At 56.5% G+C, this 20,130-nt stretch carries 16 protein-coding genes and 3 pseudogenes; 5 read left to right on the top strand and 14 right to left on the bottom strand.

Annotated elements, in window-relative coordinates; all coding sequences use genetic code 11:
* Positions 1-22: 22 nt before the first annotated feature.
* From gap to ACZAHD_RS06975, 11 genes are all read right to left on the bottom strand, one after another.
* On the bottom strand, positions 23-1,033 hold the full coding sequence (gap, locus tag ACZAHD_RS07025; protein ID WP_462456136.1) for a type I glyceraldehyde-3-phosphate dehydrogenase: 1,011 nt from the start codon (positions 1,031-1,033) through the stop codon (positions 23-25).
* 78 nt (positions 1,034-1,111) lie between these two features.
* A complete protein-coding gene (locus ACZAHD_RS07020) occupies positions 1,112-2,092 on the bottom strand; it encodes a GlxA family transcriptional regulator (protein ID WP_462456135.1) in 981 nt (326 codons plus the stop codon).
* Between the two features lie 194 nt (positions 2,093-2,286).
* Positions 2,287-3,564, bottom strand: a complete 1,278-nt coding sequence (locus ACZAHD_RS07015) for a TonB-dependent receptor (RefSeq protein WP_462456134.1) — start codon at positions 3,562-3,564, stop codon at positions 2,287-2,289.
* 116 nt (positions 3,565-3,680) lie between these two features.
* Positions 3,681-5,087 (bottom strand): FAD-binding oxidoreductase, encoded by a 1,407-nt coding sequence (locus tag ACZAHD_RS07010; RefSeq protein WP_462456133.1) that lies wholly within the window; start codon positions 5,085-5,087, stop codon positions 3,681-3,683.
* 25 nt (positions 5,088-5,112) lie between these two features.
* Positions 5,113-5,928 (bottom strand): ABC transporter permease, encoded by an 816-nt coding sequence (locus ACZAHD_RS07005; protein WP_462456132.1) that lies wholly within the window; start codon positions 5,926-5,928, stop codon positions 5,113-5,115.
* A gap of 1 nt (position 5,929) precedes the next feature.
* Complete coding sequence (locus ACZAHD_RS07000) at positions 5,930-6,760, bottom strand: ABC transporter ATP-binding protein (RefSeq protein ID WP_462456131.1); 831 nt, start codon at positions 6,758-6,760, stop codon at positions 5,930-5,932.
* Positions 6,757-7,740 (bottom strand): ABC transporter substrate-binding protein, encoded by a 984-nt coding sequence (locus tag ACZAHD_RS06995; RefSeq protein ID WP_462456130.1) that lies wholly within the window; start codon positions 7,738-7,740, stop codon positions 6,757-6,759. Before ACZAHD_RS06995 ends, ACZAHD_RS07000 begins: the two co-directional genes overlap by 4 nt.
* Before the next feature lie 11 nt (positions 7,741-7,751).
* The gene (locus ACZAHD_RS06990) at positions 7,752-8,621 is read right to left on the bottom strand and encodes a creatininase family protein (protein WP_462456129.1); all 870 of its coding nucleotides are present in this window, start codon (positions 8,619-8,621) and stop codon (positions 7,752-7,754) included.
* Positions 8,622-8,643: 22 nt separating this feature from the next.
* The gene (locus ACZAHD_RS06985; protein ID WP_462456128.1) at positions 8,644-9,099 is read right to left on the bottom strand and encodes a RidA family protein; all 456 of its coding nucleotides are present in this window, start codon (positions 9,097-9,099) and stop codon (positions 8,644-8,646) included.
* On the bottom strand, positions 9,089-10,372 hold the full coding sequence (locus ACZAHD_RS06980) for an amidohydrolase family protein (RefSeq protein ID WP_462456127.1): 1,284 nt from the start codon (positions 10,370-10,372) through the stop codon (positions 9,089-9,091). The genes ACZAHD_RS06985 and ACZAHD_RS06980 overlap by 11 nt, the downstream gene beginning before the upstream one ends.
* 11 nt (positions 10,373-10,383) lie before the next feature.
* Positions 10,384-11,352 (bottom strand): PDR/VanB family oxidoreductase, encoded by a 969-nt coding sequence (locus tag ACZAHD_RS06975; protein ID WP_462456126.1) that lies wholly within the window; start codon positions 11,350-11,352, stop codon positions 10,384-10,386.
* A gap of 208 nt (positions 11,353-11,560) precedes the next feature.
* Here ACZAHD_RS06975 and ACZAHD_RS06970 point away from each other — a divergent pair, with 208 nt between their 5' ends.
* The 4 genes from ACZAHD_RS06970 to ACZAHD_RS06955 all read left to right on the top strand — a co-directional run bounded on the left by ACZAHD_RS06970 (position 11,561) and on the right by ACZAHD_RS06955 (position 16,196).
* Complete coding sequence (locus tag ACZAHD_RS06970; protein WP_462456125.1) at positions 11,561-12,460, top strand: LysR family transcriptional regulator; 900 nt, start codon at positions 11,561-11,563, stop codon at positions 12,458-12,460.
* A 305-nt stretch (positions 12,461-12,765) separates the two neighbouring features.
* On the top strand, positions 12,766-13,755 hold the full coding sequence (locus ACZAHD_RS06965) for an ABC transporter substrate-binding protein (protein ID WP_462456124.1): 990 nt from the start codon (positions 12,766-12,768) through the stop codon (positions 13,753-13,755).
* A gap of 11 nt (positions 13,756-13,766) precedes the next feature.
* Complete coding sequence (locus ACZAHD_RS06960) at positions 13,767-15,185, top strand: amidohydrolase family protein (RefSeq protein ID WP_462456123.1); 1,419 nt, start codon at positions 13,767-13,769, stop codon at positions 15,183-15,185.
* Positions 15,186-15,206: 21 nt separating this feature from the next.
* Positions 15,207-16,196 carry an isopenicillin N synthase family dioxygenase gene (locus ACZAHD_RS06955; RefSeq protein WP_462456122.1) on the top strand — a complete coding sequence of 330 codons (990 nt, stop codon included), beginning with the start codon at positions 15,207-15,209 and terminating at the stop codon, positions 16,194-16,196.
* Positions 16,197-16,268: 72 nt separating this feature from the next.
* Here ACZAHD_RS06955 and ACZAHD_RS06950 read toward each other — a convergent pair.
* Positions 16,269-16,442, bottom strand: a pseudogene (locus ACZAHD_RS06950) (LysR family transcriptional regulator); the annotation flags it as partial.
* On the opposite strand from ACZAHD_RS06950, the pseudogene ACZAHD_RS06945 reads away from it, so the two are divergent.
* Positions 16,411-17,142, top strand: a pseudogene (locus ACZAHD_RS06945) (SDR family oxidoreductase). The pseudogenes ACZAHD_RS06950 and ACZAHD_RS06945 sit on opposite strands and share 32 nt — an antisense overlap.
* Before the next feature lie 523 nt (positions 17,143-17,665).
* Here ACZAHD_RS06945 and ACZAHD_RS06940 read toward each other — a convergent pair.
* Positions 17,666-17,920 (bottom strand): annotated as a pseudogene (locus ACZAHD_RS06940) (IS630 family transposase); the annotation flags it as partial.
* 124 nt (positions 17,921-18,044) lie between these two features.
* Positions 18,045-20,130, bottom strand: a 2,086-nt coding sequence (locus ACZAHD_RS06935; RefSeq protein ID WP_462456121.1) for a hypothetical protein, incomplete at its 5' end; no start/stop codon positions are given.

Below are 20,130 nucleotides of genomic sequence, written 5' to 3'. Positions count from 1 at the left end.
CGGGCGTCCATCCCAGGCAAGGTTAGCGCTCGCGGCGGGCCATGAACTGCGCCAAATCGACCAGACGATTTGAGAAGCCCCATTCGTTGTCATACCACGCGAGGATCTTGACCATATTCCCGCCAATCACCAGCGTCGACAGGCCATCGATAATCGAAGAACGCGGGTCGCCCTGATAGTCGCTGGAGACCAGCGGTTCGTCGCTGTAGCCGAGAATGCCCTGCAATGGGCCAGCCGCAGCGGCCTGACGGAATGCCTCATTGACCTCTTCTGCCGTCACGTCGCGCTCCAGCGTGACGGTGAGGTCGACAATCGACACCACCGGTACCGGAACGCGCAGTGAGTAGCCGGTCAGCCGACCATCGAGTTGCGGAATCACTTTGCCCAACGCTTTGGCCGCGCCGCTGGAGTAGGGAACGATGGATAACGCTGCCGCCCTGGCGCCGCGCAGATCTTTTTCCGGCTGGTCATGTAACGCCTGGCTGTTGGTGTAGGCGTGGGTCGTGTTCATCAGGCCATGTTTGATCCCGAAATGCTGATGCAGAACCTGAGCGGCCGGGGCAAGGCCGTTGGTGGTGCAACTGCCGTTGCTGACCACCGCGTGCTGTTGCGGATCGTAAAGTTCGTGGTTAACGCCCATCACGATGGTTAAATCGTCATTCTTGCCAGGCGCCGAGATGATCACCCGTTTCGCGCCGCCGCTGTGAATATGGACCGCCGCTTTTTCACGTTCGGTGAAGAACCCGGTGGCTTCGATGACGATGTCCACCTCCGCGTCTCGCCACGGAATACGCGCCGGGTCGCGTTCGCTGTAGACGATGACAGGTTGACCATCGACGCTAAGCTCTCCGTCTGCTGCCTCCACGGCCACCGGCAGGGTGCCCAGCAGCGAGTCATATTTCAACAGATGGGCCAGCGTTTTGCTGTCCGTCAGATCGTTGATTGCCACAATCTGAATGTCCGGATTGCCCAGCGCCGCGTGCAGGACGTTACGCCCGATTCTGCCGAAACCATTAATACCGACCTTAACCATGATCAACTCCTTATTTGTTGTCTCTGGGGGTACTTTAGGCTTCCGGCATTTTGGCGTAAATGACGGATAAGGATCACTTTACGCCATTTTTCGGCAGTGAAAACGCTGACGATACTCTCCTGGCGTCAGGTGCAGTTGCTTTTCAAAGATGCGCCGCAGGTTGATGGCACTCCCCAATCCCGTTTGCTCCGCAACGCGTTCCAGCGTGTCGTTGCTCTGTTCAAGCCGTTCCCTGGCGGCAGCAAGGCGCGCTTCGGCGACGTAGCGCGCCGGAGAGACTCCGGTTTCGCGGGTAAACACGCGGCTGAAATTGCGCGGGCTCATGGCGACTTTTTCCGCCAGGTTTTCCACGCACAAATCTTCGGTAATGTTGTCGAGAATCCACTTCATCAGATCGCCTATCGGCCCCGGGCTGTGGATTTGCCGGAGGTTGTAGCGGCTAAACTGCAACTGACCGCCGGGGCGACGAAGATACATCACCATATCCTGGGCAATATCGCGGGCGAGGCTAAAGCCGTAATCTTCTTCCACCAGGGCCAGCGTCAGATCGAAACCGGAGCTGACGCCGCCGGAAGTCCAGATGGGGCCATCCTGGATATACAGCGGCCCGCCTTCGATGCGAATCTCAGGAAAGGCCGCCTGCATCGATTCCAGCATCTTCCAGTGGGTGGTGGCCCGGCGGCCGTTCAGCAGACCGCTTTGCGCCAGCAGAAGCGCGCCGCCGCAGATAGAAGCGACACGGCGTGCATGGGGGGCGGCGAGACGCAGCCAGTCGACAACGGCGATGCCTTCCAGCTCGTTTTGCCCTTTGCCGGTGATAATAATGGTATCGAGCGGCTCGCGCGGATCCACTTCGTGCAGGCGGTGGTCGGCAAGCAGGTTCAGCCCGGACTGACCGTGGATCACCTGATGAGGTTGAGTGGTGGCGACGGCGACACGATAGCGCGGCGCTTGAGCGCCATCGGCATGCAGTCGGTTTGCCTGCATCAGAATGTCGGCAATACCGGCGGACTCAAACAACATGCCGCCATCGGGGACGATAATTAGTATTTTCTTCATATCCTGAAAAGTAAATCTTTGACAAAATAAGTCAACAGCGAAAATGGCGGTTTGCTTCACGGGAGACGATGGCCGCTGCCGACACTTTCAGACGCGGCCCTGGAGAAGGAAAAGGGCGTCAATGTGACGAAAGCACATTGACGCCCGGGTGTTAAGCCCGCTGATGCGCAGGCCATTTGCCCAGCGTCGGGGAGTTAAAAGTCATACTGCAGGGAGAGACGGTTTTGCCAGAAATTTTTATCCGAGGTGGAGTTGGTCTGTACGCCAGCAAAGTCCGTTAGGCTCAGCCCGTTCAGCATGCCCCCGAAACGATAGGTGCCGTAGATCAGGTATTCAGACTGATGGCTGCTGGAGGCGCCTGCCGTGGGCGTTAAATCCATAAACGAGTAACGGCTGCCGAGGGAGACCTGCTCTGTGGCGGCCCAATTCAGATCGGTAGAATAGGCGTTGCCGCTCCCCAGGTCCTGGGTACTGGTAAAAAAGGGCTGCGCGAAGTAGGGACCGGAGGAGGTATTATGCGCGTACGGTGTCACCAGGGCGCCGTTGCCGTAAGCATTACCGTTGGCGGCGATGTGGTTATAATTCAGCGTCCATGCCAGAGACGGGGCAAACTTCATACTAAACTGCGCGCCATAGCTGGTGCTGTTCACCTCGCCGGCCAACGCTTCGCCTTCGCTCAGGCCGCGAATGAACTGGAGGCCGATTTTGGGCGCAGTGGCATATTCGTTCCATGAGAGAAAGCTGTCAGCATAGACGATCCGCGTATAGTCGTCATAGTTTTCATACCACATCTGGGCGTTCACTTTGCGATCGCCGAACGCGATGGCGCGCCCGCCGCCGACGCCCCACATACCGTTGGTGCTTTGTTCTATGTCGGTATAAGCGGTGGTATCCAGAAACTGATCGTCGCCCCAGGGTTTATAGCGGGTGATTTTTGTGGCATGGAGGAAGTTGTCGCTATCGCCATAGCTGGCATCCACTGCCCGGAAAAGTATGGGCGTAATGCGCCAGTCATAGTCGCCGATAAAAGGAATATTAATCCGCTGGTCGCCGGCGGTGATCCTGAACTGGTCATAATGCCAACTGAGCCAGGCTTCACCGACGCCGGTTTGATTGGAGCCCAACTCGGTCACCAGATGGTCATCGTTATGGGAAATCCCGCGCTGCAGAATGCCGCTGACGCCGAGGCTGATGCCATAATATTCCGCCGTGGCGTATTTGACGCTGCCGCCGTAGCTGACCGTGTCCTGTGATAGGCCAGGAACAAAATAGGCATTATGGGTTGAATAGTATAATGTGCGTAGACTGCCGCTGACGTTTCCGCAGGTAAAGAATTCCGTTAGTGAACCGGCGATGCCGGATTCACAGTCGTGGGTTAATGGAATTGCGGCGCGGCTGGCATCGATAAATATCCCCTGGGAAATGAGTAACGCGCCCAGCGCCAGTCCGCGATGTATGGTTTTACATTTCATTTATATTGCCCTGTTAAATATTACTGCAATTTCGGGAAGAAAATACCGACCATTAATCTGGCGGGTAATAATGTTGTGCTTTTATTCTGTAGGGCACCGGGTAAACACCCAGAGTTTTATTTATCGGTTAACGACAACGGATTGCTGTCTAAGTCTAACTGGTCGCGTAGCGCCCAGCCGCGCAGCTTGCCTGGGTTTAGTAAACCATCGGGATCGATATATTTCTTAACGGCAACGACATCGGGGCGAATAATCCCCTGTTTACCGTCTTCAACCTGAAAAACATGCGGATTATTAATCTTGACGTCGTTATCACGAAATATCTGCATAATTTCATTGAGTCGCTCTTCTGTTGAATAGCGTACCAGTTGCAGGCCGCTGGCGGTAATATTTCCCTCATTATCGCGGAGGAATTCTATATGTGAGATGACCTCCCCGGAGAACCGCTGCTCCATCTGTAATATTTGCTGCGGATAGTGCTGGTAATTAAATGCCGTCTGTAAATAGGTCAACGTATTGTCGACTTTGAGCGCATGCAGCGTGGTGTGATTCCAGCAATATTCCATTAATGAGGTGTTGCGCTCCCGGGCCTCGTCGCCGCTCTGGCGGATGGCGTTTTGCCCCCGATGTTTCGCCACCAGACCGTTACACAGTCCTTCGCTCTCTTCGGCGATCACGCTGATGACGGCGTGTTGTCCGGCGCGATAGTGACCGTTGAGGTGACTAAAATAGTTGGGGATTGGCGCGGCAAGCAGCGCCAGCTGACGCTTGACGAAGCCCGGAGAACGGAGGCACTCGTTGGCATAATTCAGGGCGTCGGCGAAGTCGTCAAACACATCCAGGCGTTCGATCCAGCGGTGAGCCGGGGCAAGCGCCAGTTCGACCTCAAGGATGATGCCATTACTGCCGTAGGCGTGATGCAGCAGCAGCGCCTGTGGGGCCGGAATGGTCAACACGCGGGGGGAGGCCTCAACGGTCATCACTTTGACGCTGAGGACGTTGCCGGGAGCCGCCAGGGGGCCGTAGTTAATGGAACCGATGCCGCCAAAACCGCCGCAGTAGAGGCCACCTAAGCTGGCCAGGCGGAAGGTTGACGGCATGCAGCGCAGCTCCCAGCCCGTCGGGCGGGTAGCGGCTTCAATCTCTGCCAGGCGAATGCCGGCCTGTGCGCGCACCGTGCCGTTCTGAAGTTCGCAGATCCGGTTCAATCCGGTCATATCGACCAACACGCCGCCCTCCAGGGGCACCAACTGACCATAATTGCCGGTCGCACTGCCGCGCAGAGTCAGCGGCAACTGCTGCTGTACGCAGGCGGCAACCAGCTGCCGCAGCTCTTCCTGGTCGCGTGGGCGGACCACCGCGTCCGCCTGTTTTCCTTCCAGCTGTTGGTTGAGTACCGGACTGAACCAGTGAAAATCGCGGGAAAGACGTTTGATCTTCGCCGGCTGTAAGGTCCACTCCAGTCCCGGCAATGCCTGCTGGATCCGTGTGACCGCCTGTTGACGTTGCTCACGAGTCATCATTTTCTACCTGTTCATCATCAATATGTTAGTGAGATTGCACCGCTTCGCTTTCATGCCATGCGCTGAGCGCCCGGCGCGACACCCACGACATCACGCCAAACAGCGCGATACCGGCGAGGGAAATTAACAGCAGTGCGGCAAACATCAGCGGGATATCCAGCTGGTAACCCGCCTGCAGGATCTGATAGGCGAGGCCGGTATTGGTGCCGCCGGTGCCGGCGACAAACTCCGCCACCACGGCGCCAATCAGCGACAGACCGCTGGAAATACGCAGGGCGCCGAAGAAATAGGGCAGCGCGGAGGGAATGCGCAGCCGCACCAGGGTTTGCCAACGGCTGGCATGGTTGAGTCTGAAATAGCTCAGCAGGCCAGGCGACACGCTGCGCAATCCTTGGGTGGTATTAGAGATGATCGGGAATACCGCCATCAGGGTTGAGCACACCACCAGCGAGAGGGTGGCGTCCTTGACCCAGATAATGATCAGCGGCGCGATAGCGACAATGGGCGTCACCTGCAAGAAGACGATGTACGGAAACAGTGCGGTTTCCACAAAACGGTTCTGCACCAGGATAAACGCAATGGCGGTGCCAATGACGATCGACAGGAGAAACGAGATCAGGGTGATCTTCAGCGTGAACAGCAATGACAGCAGCAGCGGCGTCAGATGCGTCCACAGGCTTTCCACCATCACGAGCGGGGAAGGCACCAGAAATTGCGGGATGCGGAAATAGCTGACCGCCCCCTGCCACAGTAAAATCACCAGTACCGCGACGAGAGTCGGGTAGAGAATTTTGAGAAAACGGGGATGATTAATCCACGGCGTCGATTTAGCGGCTTTCATATTATGGCTCCATACCGGATTGGCTTGCTTGTAAGAGGCTGTCCTGCAGTTGCCGGGCATAGTGGGAAAATGTCGGGCTGACGCGGAAATCCTCGCTGCGCGGGAACGGCTCTCTGATGGCGATATCTTCGACCACCCGGCCAGGGCGGGCCGCCATCATAATCACCCGCTGAGAGAGGAACACCGCTTCATGGATCGAATGGGTGACGAAGACCACCGTCAGGTTTTGCTCCTGCCAGAGACGCAACAGATCGCTATCGAGCTTATTACGTGTAATTTCATCCAGCGCGCCGAAGGGCTCATCCATCAGCAGCAGTTTTGGCCGCGTCACCAGGCCACGGGCGATGGAGACGCGCATCTGCATGCCGCCGGAGAGTTCGCGCGGCAGGACGTTGGCGAACTTGCCCAGTCCCACCAACTCCAGGGCTTCGCTCACCCGGGTGTTGGCTTCCGCCCGCGGGACACCGGCAAGATCCAGCGGCAGCCGGACGTTGCTGTGGACGTTGCTCCACGGCATCAACGTGGCTTCCTGGAAGACGAAAGAGAGGGGCAACTGGGCTTTTTCGCGGCTGTCGCGACGCCATAGCATCAGCTTGCCGTCGCTGGGTTCTACCAGGCCGGCGACCATTTTCAACAGGGTGCTCTTACCGCAGCCGGAGGGGCCGAGCAGGGTAACAAACTCACCCTGATTGATGGTCAGATTAACGGGCAGCAGCGCTCGGGTGCCGTTGCTGTATATTTTTTCCGCCGAGAGCACTTCGATGGCAGGCGTCACGGGTGTCTGGGTGAAGCGGCTGTCGCTCATGACGGTAAGTTTGGGGGCGGTATTCATGGCATGACTCCGGCATCTTTGATCATATCCAGGGTGTAGGTCTGCTCAAAAGGCACTTTGCTGGCGTCGATCAGCTTGTTTTTCACCAGCATATCCCAGGTTTTTTTCAGCCGCAGCTGGGTGATAATCCCGATACCGCCGGTCATGGCGTCGCCACCGGTGACCAACTGGTATTTCTTCATCTGGGCAATACCAAAGGCGATCTGCTCGGCACCCATTTGCGGATTCGCTTTGCTGATCAGTTGATTACCGGCGCTGGGATCCTGAAGGTAGCTTTTCCAGCCCTCCATCGAGGCTTTGACGAACGCCGCCACGGCCGCCGGGCGCTTCTTGATGGTGTCGGCCATACAGATAATCGAGTTGCCGTAGGGAGGGTAGCCCCAGTCGCTGAGGGGATAGACGTAGAACGGCTGCCCCCCTTTGGCGACGGAGAACGGCTCAGAAGTCACGTAGCCCTGCTGCACCAGATTTTTGTCTGCCAGGAACGGCTGGACGTTGAAGGTATAGGGGCGCACTTTGGTGTTGCCCAGCCCCAGCTCACTCTTCGCCCACGGCCAGAAGGAGGTATAGGCTTCGGTGGCGAGCAGGAAGGTTTTATCTTTTAATTCTGCCGGGTTATTCACCTTAGTATGGGTGATAAATACCGTCGGCGAATGCTGGAAAACGGTGGCGACGGTCACGGCGTGCACGCCCGCCTGCCAGGTCTCCAGCGCCTGGCCGTTGTCGCCGAGGGTACAATCCGCCTGACCCGCCGCCATCAACTGCATGACGTTGATCTGCGGGCCCCCCATTTTAATATCGACATCGAGACCGGCGTTCTTGTACAGCCCTTTGGCCTGGGCCTGATAGAAACCGCCGTGTTCCGCCTGGGCATACCAGTTGGTCAGGAAAGTAAACTTTTCCGCCGCGAGGCAGGATGCCGAAGTGGCGATGGCCGCGAGGGTCAGTATGGTGTAAGCCGGAGTACGCATATTTTTCATCAGAGTTCCTTTTACTCAGCAACGGAAGAGGATGGAGTGGACTGCACAAAGCCGTTCCAGTGGTGTTTTCCCCAGCTTGGTTCGTGACGTACGACCCACTCCATGCGGTGGATTTCGCTAATGGCCTGCGCCCAGCTGACGGCCAGAGATTCGAGCAGTCCCTGGCCCTGCTCCAGAGTCGCCGGGGTCGGGTCGCCGATAACGCCGCTGGGGCCAAAATCGTAAGAAGCCCAGGCGGCCGCGGGCCGGCCTTTGGACAGGGTCGGACAGGGGAATTGCGGCGGAAAGTTGGCGACGGCGCGATCCATATGCACGCACTCCGGCGCCAGGGCCAGCATCAGCGCCGTTTCGCTATGGCCCGCGTGCATCGCCATTTTCTGTTCCTGAGGGCTGAGAAACTGCTTTTCGCTATTGGGAACGTTGAACACGTCGTGCGGGATGATGATCATATCGCCGTGACGCAGGCGCATTTCCCGGGAGGCCATTTGCAGCACCTGCGGCTGTCCGCCGTGACCATTGATCATCAGCAGCTTGCGAAAGCCGGCCCGATACAGCGATTCGGCTATCTCAAGGAGCGTGTGCAGCAACGTGTCGCCGCTCAGGGTCAAGGTGCCGGGAAAATGCAGATGCTCGTCGGACTTACCGTAGGTAATCGGCGGGATGGCGTAGGCCGGAATATCCGCCGGCAACCGGGCGAGGGCATGGCCCGCCACGCCGGAAGAGATAACGCTGTCCACGGAACAGGGCAGATGCGGACCGTGTTGTTCAATGGCTCCGGTGGGGAGCACGATAACCGTATTGCTTTTGTCTGGCAGGGCAGCAATCGCCGTCCAGCTCAGAAAAGGGAGAAAGCGCTCTGCAGGGATATAACCGTTGATCATCGCTGTGCCTCTGGGTCGAGAATTATTGGGGTAACCAGACTGTCGCTTCGACTTCAATCAGCACCGTGGCGTCGGGCAGCATTTCGCTGACCTGCACCACGGTCGAAGCCGGCGGTTGACCGGGGTAAAACAGCTTCCTTACCCGGCTGTAATAGGGAAAATGGTCGAGGTTGCGAAAGTACTGTACCAGTTTGATGACGTCGCTCATCTGTCCTCCGGCAGACTCCACGGTCCGGCGGATACTTTCCAGGACGTACCAGCTCTGGGCCAGGATCGGCCCCTGTTTGGCATCCGTCGAAAACTCGCCCGTTTCCCCCAGCAGCTCCCGTACTTCTTGCGGAACATCCAGGAAGCCGTTGACGATGGTGCCGCTCAGCGGATTGACCGGAATAATGCCGGAAAGAAAAATAAAATCGCCGGCTCTGCGCCAGGCGGCATACCGCGCCAGCGGAGCGCCCGCGCCTGCATCAAGACTCATACGTCATCTCCTGTCGCCACACCCGCTGGTGGGTTAACCTGCCGCGGTTAATCACCAGACGAGCTGCGCTGTTTAAAGGCCAGGTAAAGCTGTCGCTCCCTGGGAAAATCACCAGACTGGCAGCGTTGCCGACAGCAAAAGGCGCAGCGTCTGCCGACGCGCCGGTTAACGCAGCCCGGTCGCAGATCAGTCGCGACTGACGGTCGAAAACGTCGCTGAGCTGGGCGCTGAACAGACCGCAGGCCAGAGTATCCAGCGGGTCATAGCTCCCCGCCGGACAGAAGGCGTCCTGCACATTGTCGCAGCCGAGCAGGGTGGCAACGCCAGCGGAGCGGGCCTCATGGAGCAGCGTGATCCCCCGCTGGCGCGGTGTGCGGCCAGTGATCGCATCCTGTAGCAGCAAGTTGGTCATTGGCAGGGCGATAAGGGTGACGGAGTACATCGCCATCTGGTCGAGGATCCGCGCCACTTGCTCTTCGCTGCCGCAGGCCAGGGCGCAGCCGTGGCTGCAGCTGATGTGTCCCGGAAAAGCGTGGCGCGAGAGATACTCCGCCAGCCAGGCCAGTCCTCTGGGATTGTCGCTGAGCTCCTCATCGATATGCAGATCCAGATCCAGCCGCCAGCGGGCCGCGCTGTGCAGCAGGTTTTCCATCGCCGCAGGATCCCAGTTGGAGGAGTGAACAAATCCGCCGAGTAAGCAGCCCTCACCGCTGTTGGCCACCGTCTGCGCAATGACCTCCGCAGCGGCTGGATCGGCAAACAGCCCCAATGGCGCCAGAGCCACTCGCTCGACGCTGATGCCGGGATGCTGCAGGCGGGCAATCTCCTGCCATGCGTCAGGCGTGGCGGCGGTAAACCAGTCGATATGCGTGCGTAAATAAGTGACGCCATTGGCTGCTGCCCGGGCCAGCGCAGCAGACGCGCGGCGTTGAATATCCTGCGCGGTCCAGTGCCGACGATCCTCATGCATAGCGCGAATGGCGGCCAGCAGACCGGGTTCCGTCGGACGGCAGCGTTCAATGGTATAGGTTTTATCTAAATGGGCGTGGGGTTCGATAAGGCCGGGCAGCGTCAACGCGCCGCCGAGATCCCATAAGCCGTGATTTGTCTGGCCGGATGGCGCTATTGCCGCGATCTGCCCGTCGGCAAAGGTCAGGTCCGCCGTCAGCGGCGCGCCGTTATGCTGCGTCGGCCAGCCTGCAGGCAGCGCCCATGCCGGGAGGCGGGCGTTGCTGATGCCGGCAAGCGGCGCGTGGGGTGAGGGGATATGCATCGTCACTCTCCTCACAGGTCGAGAACCAGAACCGGCGTTTTCGCCCGCGAACAGCACAGGGTTATCTGACGGTTCCCGGCTTTTTCTTCTGCTGTCAGGACGCCATCCCGGTGTTCAGGAATGCCGTCAATAACGTCGGTAATACAGGAGCCGCAGATCCCTTGTTCGCAGGAGAGCATGACCTCAATTCTGGCGTGCAATAATACCTGGGCGATGGTCTGTTCTGGTGCCACCTGCAGGCGCTGACCGGTTGACGCCAGCTCAATATAAAAACTTTTATTCGCCACATCATTATTCATGCCGACGGGAGTAAAACGCTCAAAAGAGAATTGTGAGGGCTGCCAGCCATATATTTTCATCATATCCTGTAGCCGCTGAATAAAGCCGTCCGGGCCACAGGCAATCACGGCGATATCGGCTTCCGGGGCGGTTAGACAGGCGGGGGGCCGCTGGCGCAAAGAGTCGCCCTCGTCACTGCAATGGATAACGATATTTCCCGCCGCCGAGAGCTGCTCCAGTCGCGCGGCAAAGGCCACGTGCCGGGCGGTGGCGACATAATAATGAATTTCAAAATCAATCTGTTGCAACGCTAGTTCTTCAGCCATCGCCAGCAACGGGGTAATACCGATGCCGCCGGCCAGCAGCAGATAACGCCCGGCCTCCGGCCGTGGGAAATGGTTGCGCGGGCGGGAGATGGACAGCCGATCGCCGGGTTTAAGCTGCTGGTGCAGATAGCGCGATCCGCCGGAGGAAATATCTGCCAGTCTGACGCAGATTTCATAACTCTGGCGGTGGTCAGGAATACCGCAGAGAGAATACTGCCGCGGGCCGATGCCGGGAATCATAATATCGATATGGGCTCCCGCAGAATAGCCGGGAAATATCTCCCCGGTTTCGGGAATGAATTTTAATGACAGATTACCGAGCCCGTTTGGGCTTATTTCCTTGACCGATACAGGAATCAGATCGCCGTCTTTCATTAACCTTTACCATCCCGCATTAAGTTGTCCGCAGGGCGGCCTGAATCAGCGAAGGGAGAAAACGCCCTGCGCCGTAGGCTGTCCGGAGTACGAGTTAATCGGTGAAACGATTGTTTCTCCGCTGTGAATGCTACGGTATTGTGATAAAACTGTTGCGTCCAGAGCTTTGATTCGCACAACCCGTTGCAAAAAAGAGAGCACCCAGACCATGTTTGCATTCTCCCGTTTTCTGCTGTATTTCACCGAAGTGGCCCGCCAGGGATCGTTTCGTAAAGCGTCAGAGGCGCTGCATGTTTCGGCGTCTTCCATCGATCGTCAGATTTTGCGCGTCGAAAATGAGCTGGCGATGCCGCTGTTCGAGCGCCATCCGACAGGGCTGCGCCTGACGGCTGCCGGGGAGCTGCTCCTGCATGCGGCTAATAACTGGAAAAAGGACTTTACCCGGGTGTGCGAGCAGTTGGATGACCTGCGCGGTTTACGGCGCGGGCATGTGCGCATCGCGACTATCGACGCCATTAACCGGCATTTCTTTTCGGCGATGCTGAAGGAGGTGCATAACCATTATCCCAACATTTCATTTACATTGACCACCATGAACAATATCAACATCCAGCAGGCGCTGATCTCGGGCGAGGCGGATTTTGGTATCATGCTCAACCCGCAAAGTTCCCGCGAATTGCAGGTGCGGGCCTTTGTCGAAATGAATATCGGCATCGTGGTGCCCAAAGGTCACCCGCTGGAAAGCCGTAACGCCGTAAGGTTTAATCAGTGCATCGAATACCCGTTTATCATTCCTTCCGCGCCGCTGATGATCAGTGAACCGGTGGAAGCGTTGGTGAATATCAGCGGCAATGAGGTTAGGGAAGTGGCTGTTTCTAATAACATTCATATGATAAGAACCCTGATCAAAGAGCAGATGGGAATCGGCATTTTGTGTCGTCTTGATATTCTGGATGAGATTCAGTCCGGCCAGCTGGCGTTTATTCCGTTGACCGATCCGCAGCTTAAACCCTTCACTCTGGCGCTGTGCGTCTCCCCCGCCCGGCAGCTGTCGCTGGCCGCCTCCATGATGCTCAAGCAGCTGGAAATCCTCTTCAGCCAGATTTGACATCCAGGCACTAAAACAATTCATTATATGCATCATTATGGTGCATTTTGTGGGGTAGTGAATCAAAGGTTGCATGAAGGCGAGGTGCTGGCATAGTGCGATCCTGGCGGGGGCGTCGCGAGATGACGGATGCCGATCGTACCTGGCATCGTTTTTGTATAACGGAATATGAGTAGAAGCGGTCAGTACGGTTTATCCGTGCGGGACATTGCTCAGTAACCATTTCGCGGTTCAACGTTGACCGGGGTGGGAGGCTGAGCCGTTATCCGCTCATCCTCTTTCCCGGCGTTATGAGGAGAGGGGCAATGAAAATAGGTGCACGCATTCCCTGGGGCTACCGTGTGCTGGGCCTGGTGGTCCTGAGCGGTATGTCTCTGACCGTTCAGGCTGAAGAGAAGATTGTTCTGCTGACCTCCTGGTACGCCCAGGCGGAGCAGGGCGGTTATTATCAGGCGCAAGCGACAGGGATCTACAAAAAATACGGTCTGGACGTCGACATTCGCTCCGGCGGCCCCCAGGTTAACGGCATGCAACTGCTGTTATCAAAACGGGCAGACGTCATTATCGGCTACGATCTGCAGCTGTTGGAAGGCATTCAGCGGGGATTTCAGGCCAAAGCTATTGCCGCCCCCTTTCAGTATGATCCCCAGGGACTGCTGACCCACGCCGATGTCACCTCACTGGCGGGGCTAAAGGGGAAAACCATTCTGGTCTCCAGCTCCGGTCAGGCGACGTGGTGGCCGTGGCTGAAGGGGCAGTATCAACTGAATGATGCCCAGGTCCGACCCTATACCTTCAATATTCAACCCTTTGTTGCGGACGACAGCGTCGCCCAGCAGGCCTACGTCAGTTCCGAGGTTTTCCAGGCGCAAAAAGCCGGGGTGAAATCGAACTTTTTCCTGTTTTCCGAACACGGTTATCCTCCCTACGGCGGCATTCTGATTGCCCGCCCGGAAACTATCGCCGATCGCAAAGCGGCGATGGCGAAGTTTGTGCGCGCCTCGATGGAGGGGTGGGTGAGCTATCTGAACAATCCGGCCCCGGGAAATGCGTTGATTAAAAAAGATAACCCCAAAATGACCGACGATCTGCTGGCCTGGGCGGTTACGCAAATTCGCCAGCATCACCTCATTGATGGCGGCGACGCCGCCAGCGAGGGCTGGGGGACGATGACGGAAACGCGCTGGCGCAAGACCCGCGATTTTATGGTTAGCGCCGGGCTGCTGGATGCCGCTACCGACTGGAAGCAGGCCTATACCACCGAATTTGTACAGGCTATGCAGGTTAAACCCTGAGGAGCGACACCATGTCACTATTGATTAAAAACGCGCATGCCATCCTCAGCGGTCTCTCGGGGGACGCCGCGCGGCTGGCCGGGCCGGATATCCGTATCCGCGATGGCGTTATCATCGCCATCGGTTCGCTGCCCGCGCTGCCGGAGGAGCGGCAGATCGACGCCCGGGACTGTGTGGTCTATCCGGCATGGGTAAATACCCATCACCATCTTTTTCAGTCGCTGTTGAAGGGAGAGCCTCAGGGGCTGAATCAGAGTCTGACGGCATGGCTAAGCGCCACGCCGTACCGTTTTCGCGCCGCGTTCGATGAGTACACCTTTCGTCTGGCGGTGCGCATCGGTCTGGTGGAACTGTTGCGTTCGGGCTGTGCCACCGTGGCGGATCACAACTATTTATACTGGCCTGATATGCCCTTCGATACGTCGGAGATTGTGTTTAGCGAAGGCGAGGCGCTGGGCATGCGGATTGTTCTGTGTCGCGGAGGCGCTACCCAAGGGCGGGCTGTTGAGCAGGATCTGCCGGTTGCGCTGCGTCCCGAAACCTTCGATGGCTATATGGCGGATATTGAACGGCTGGTCAAACGCTATCACCACTCTGGCGCCGGATCTCTGCGGCGGGTGGTAATGGCGCCCACCACCGTTCTGCATTCCTCGCCGGGCGCCCAACTGCGGGAGATGGCCGGACTGGCACGTCATCTGGGCATCCGGCTGCACAGCCATCTGTCGGAAACCGTGGATTATCTGGATGCCGCGCGGGAGAAGTTCGCCATGACGCCGGTTCAGTTCTGCGCCGAGCATGACTGGCTGGGAAATGACGTGTGGTTTGCGCATCTGGTGAAACTGCTGCCAGAAGAGATCGTGCTGCTCGGGCAAACCGGCACTGGCATCGCCCATTGTCCGCAAAGTAACGGGCGACTGGGAAGCGGGATTGCGGATCTGCTGGCGCTGGAAAAGGCCGGGGTGCCGGTATCGCTGGGCGTGGACGGCGCCGCCTCCAATGAAGCGGCGGATATGCAAAGCGAAGCCCATGCTGCATGGCTGTTGCAACGAGCGCGTAAGGGCATGCTGGCGCAGCCGCGCTACGCCGGCGGTACCTTTGAGGGCGGCGCCGATGCGGCGACGGTGGAGGATGTGGTGCGCTGGGGAAGCGCGGGCGGCGCGCGTATCCTCGGCTTGCCGCAGTGCGGCACCATCAGTGTCGGGATGCAGGCGGATTTGGCCATTTATCGCCTCGACGATCCGCGCTATTTCGGGCTGCACGATATCGCAATTGGCCCGGTGGCCTGCGGCGGTCGGGCCTCCCTGAAAGCATTGCTGCTCAATGGCCGGCCAATTGTTGAGGAGGATGTAATTCCCGGTCTGGATCTTGAAGCCATGCGACACGACGCGCTGGCGGCGGTACGAACCCTACAGCAGCGTGCGGCTGTTTAACCGAAAAACAGGATAATCAAGATGACGCAATCTATTCAGAATCAGGGTTATGCATTACAGGAACTGGAGAAAGAAGCGCTGATGGGTGCGCCGGGGGAAGAGACGTTTAACCGCGAAGTGCGCTGCATCGATCTCTCAAATTTTGAGGAGAGGAAAAGTGAAATTGCCGATCGCCTATGGGAGGCGGCCGTGGAGATTGGCTTCTTTCAGGTCAGCCATCACGGTATTCCGCTGGCGGATATTCGTCAGGCGTTCAGCATGACCGAGGCGTTTTTCGCCCTGCCCGATGAGGTAAAAAGGCAGTATCCGCTGGCCCGCAATGCCGGTTGGGAAAGCAAGGCGCAGGTCCGGCCGTCGACGAAGACGCCGGACCAAAAAGAGTCGTACCAGATTACTCGTCCGTTGATGGCGGGGCTGTGGCCCAACGACCAGGAGCTGCCGGCGTTCAGAAAGACGATGCTGGAGTTTGAATCCCAGTGCTGGCAGTTGGGGATGAAGCTGCTGTCTTGCTTTGCCCTAAAGCTGGGGTTTGCGGAGTCGTTTTTCACCACCGCTCACGATCCGGATCGTGAAACCTACCAGAGCACATTGCGCATGCTGCACTACTACGCCAGCGAGCAGGCGCAGCAGGGAATGTGGCGCGCCGGCGCGCATACGGATTTTGACTGTCTGACGCTGCTGTTCCAGCGTCCGGGGCAGGGCGGGTTGCAGGTGTGTCCGGGTAAGGACCGTGAGAGCCAGCAGTGGACCAGTATTGAACCTCGCGAGGAGGTGATCACCTGTAATATCGGCGATATGCTTATGCGCTGGAGCGACGACCAACTGCCTTCTAACTTCCATCGGGTGAGAAGCCCGCTTGCGCATGAGTATCAGGGACCACGCTACAGCCTGGCATTTTTCTGCCAGGCCAATAAAGATGTTGAGATCCTCGGACCGCAGGCGAAATACCCGCCGATTACCGCAGAAGCCTATCTGCAGCAGCGTATACAGGCCAACTTCGCCAAAGGATAGGTTTTGCCGACGGTTATCGTTGCGCGCCTCCTCCTGAAGAAATTGTTAAAGCAAAGCCCACGCCACGGTGTGGGCTTTTTCCAGCCCGCTAAGGTGCGGTGAAATACGCCGCCGCAGCGCCTCTCCGGCCTCGGTCAACGCCACGCTGCGCGTGGTGCGATGCAACAGGCGAACGCCCAGGCGCGCTTCCAGCTCGCGGGTAGCATGGCTTAACGTGGAGCGCGTTGCGCCGGAAAAATCCGCCGCGCTGGATGACCTGCAGGCGCAATACGGCAGGCAGCTCTATGTTCTGCTGCTGGACGTTACCGATGTTGATGCTGTACGCCGGACGTATCGATGTGCTGGTCAGTAACGCGGGATATGGGCTTTTCGGCGCGGCAGAAGAAGTGACCGATGCGCAGATTGAGCGTCAGATAGCCACCCATCTTACGGCGTGATTCAGCTTATTCGTGCCGCGTTGCCTGCCCTGCGTCAGCAAGGAGGCGGGCGTATTGTGCAGATATCGTCAGAGGGCGGGCAGATGGCGTGGCCGAATTTCAGCCTTTATCACGCCAGCAAATGGGGGATTGAAGGATTCATTGAATCTGTCGCGCAGGAAGTGGTGTCGTTTGGCATCGATTTTATGATTGTTGAACCCGGACCGACGGCGACGAACTTTGCGTGCGGACTGGATATCGCTTCACCGATAGCCTGCGATGAAGATACGCCCGCGGGCGAGGTTCGCCGCGCTCTGGCGCAGGGAACTATCGCTATTAACGGCGATGCGTTAAAAACTGTTGCTGTGATTGTTGCCGCTTCGGATGAGATGACGCCACCGTTTCGTCTGGCGTTGGGCAGTAAGGCGTATCATTCGATCAGCGAGGCGCTGAACAATCGGTTACAGGTGCTGAAGGATACCCGCACGGTGGCACTGAGCGTGGATAAGGATGCATATCAGACTGAATAAACATAGAGAAACCGTGACGCGCAGAGAAAACCCACGTCATGACGCGGATTTTCTCTGCGTGGCGGCCGGGGATATTTTCACGATGGTGATGGAGGTTGCGCCTGATGGGGGAATAATTATTTTTAATTAGCATTTCACACATGGCTAAATTGTTACTCTCGATTTATACATAAAAATGATAACGATTCCCTGCTATTTTTAGGGTGTCGATTGTCCTGAATAAAGTAGCCGCGTCGCCGGGTTACGGTTGCCGACATATCTGTTATCAGATAGAAAAAAGGTGATAAAATTTAAATATTACTTTCTTCTGTCGCGGTTATAATATTTTTCTCCGGTGGTAGTCTGTCTTTTGCTCATGCAGACCAGGGGGCAGGCGTGGCAGAAATAAAGATAGCTGTCTGGATAGAACTGTCGCCATTATTGTCGCGGACGAAGATTAACTGAGCGAAAATAACGGCAAGTTGCACAAGTGGTGGAAATGTCTTTGAAATGAATAATTTTATTTTTTAGATCACCCGAGAGGCTTAAACGGCCAGCGACGGGAACGTCCTGAAGGCAAACATTTCAGTCCTTCAATGCCCGATTGTGTAAATCTGTTCATCCGGCAACCTACTGATGAACGGGCGCAACAGAGCATTTTAGCCACGTTGCTGACACGCTCACCCCCGGTGAAGGATCAGCATAGCGATGAGCTTATTGGTATGATTTTTGGCGTTTTATGGATGATTTCCTGCATCTGGTGTGGTTCATTTAGGGGAATGGATGCTCTGAGTGGTATTGCTCAGCCCGACTGGTGATGTGTGATGTCTGGCGATTGAGCCGATCGTACAATCCGGGTTGCGTTCTTTTATTTATTAGGTGAGCTAACCATTTTATTTTAAGCGGTTAGCTCATTTAAATGATCAAAGCAAGAAAAATGTTATTGATATAAATTCATAGCTTTTTATGTCTTTAGGTAAGTCGTTATATATATATGATGCTCTCGCATATATTGTGACCTCACCATTTTTTAAACCGGAGTCGATAACTTTCTTTATTAGTTCATCTGTTTTTTCATCATACTTAACAGATGCATTCATAGTGTTTAATATAGGTGTGCCATCCAGTTTTTTTTCAGATGAGTTAAATCTTATGATGTCTCCTTTAGTGTATTTTCCTTTCCCTTTTTTCTCTATAACTAAATAAACTTCATCTTGCAGTTTTTCATATTTTACTTTGCTTATTTTTTTCTTAAGCGCTGTCTCGTATTTGTTTATGTTCTTTGATGCTGTGTTGTTAATGGATAATATGTTTTCTTTTATTTCTTTCTCGCTAATAGTTAAAGTTTTATTAAGTGCGTCATTAAAACCTAATGCCAGTGCTTTTTCAGAAACGTCAAATCCATTAAATTCTAAATTTTTTGAGTCCATTATGATTTTCTGTAAATAGAATACGCCTAATGAATAAGACATAGTTTCACTCAAATTTTTCTTATTTAGAGTTTCTTTTTTCTTATTCTGGCTGCCCTGCAACTGGACATTCTGCTGCTTGAGAGTGGCGATCTGCGCGTTGAGGGCGCCGGAAGTTTGGTCAAACTTCTTCTGCGCGGCTTCGGTGGCGGCAATGAACTCGGCGTTCTTCTTGCTCAGGAGGGCGTCGGTGTTTTTCTGACCGTCCTGCAACTGGGTATTCTGCTGCTTGAGGGTGGCGATCTGAGCGTTCAGGGTACTGGCGGTTTGGTCAAACTTCTTCTGCGCGGCCTCATTGGCGGCAGTGAGCTCGGCGTTCTTTTTGCTCAGGAGGGCGTCGGTGTTTTTCTGACCGTCCTTCAACTGGGCATTCTGCTGCTTGAGGGTGGCGATCTGAGCGTTCAGGGCAGCGGAAGTTTGGTCAAACGTCTTCTGCGCGGCCTCATTGGCGGCAGTGAGCTCGGCGTTTTTCTTGCTCAGGAGGGCGTCGGTGTTTTTCTGGCTGCCCTGCAGCTGGGCGTTCTGCTGCTTGAGGGTGGCGATCTGAGCGTTCAGGGCACTGGAAGTTTGGTCAAACTTCTTCTGCGCGGCTTCGGTGGCGGCAGTGAACTCGTCGTTCTTTTTGCTCAGGAGGGCGTCGGTGTTTTTCTGACCGTCCTGCAACTGGGCATTCTGCTGCTTGAGGGTGGCGATCTGAGCGTTCAGGGCACTGGAAGTTTGGTCAAACTTCTTCTGCGCGGCTTCGGTGGCGGCAGTGAGCTCGGCGTTCCTTTTGCTCAGGAGGGCGTCGGTGTTTTTCTGGCTGCCCTGCAGCTGGGCGTTCTGCTGCTTGAGGGTGGCGATCTGAGCATTCAGGGCAGCGGAAGTTTGGTCAAACTTCTTCTGCGCGGCCTCGGTGGCGGCAGTGAGCTCGGCGTTTTTCTTGCTCAGGAGGGCGTCGGTGTTTTTCTGGCTGCCCTGCAGCTGGGCGTTCTGCTGCTTGAGGGTGGCGATCTGAGCGTTCAGGGTACTGGAAGTTTGGTCAAACTTCTTCTGCGCGGCCTCGGTGGCGGCAGTGAGCTCGGCGTTCTTCTTGCTCAGGAGGGTGTCGGTGTTTTTCTGGCTGCCCTGCAACTGGGCATTCTGCTGCTTGAGGGTGGCGATCTGAGCGTTCAGGGCAGCGGAAGTTTGGTCAAACTTCTTCTGCGCGGCCTCATTGGCGGCAGTGAGCTCGGCGTTCTTCTTGCTCAGGAAGGCGTCGGCGTTTTTCTGGCTGCCCTGCAACTGGGCGTTCTGCTGCTTGAGGGTGGCGATCTGAGCGTTCAGGGCAGCGGAAGTTTGGTCAAACTTCTTCTGCGCGGCCTCATTGGCGGCAGTGAGCTCGGCGTTCTTCTTGCTCAGGAAGGCGTCGGTGTTTTTCTGGCTGCCCTGCAGCTGGGCGTTCTGCTGCTTGAGGGTGGCGATCTGAGCGTTCAGGGCAGCGGAAGTTTGGTCAAACTTCTTCTGCGCGGCCTCATTGGCGGCAGTGAGCTCGGCGTTCTTCTTGCTCAGGAAGGCGTCG

The organism is Raoultella sp. (assembly GCF_039594335.1).
GTDB lineage: Bacteria > Pseudomonadota > Gammaproteobacteria > Enterobacterales > Enterobacteriaceae > Klebsiella.
Note: the sequence above shows the minus strand (reverse complement) of the source record. Positions and strands in the feature narration are given on the sequence as shown.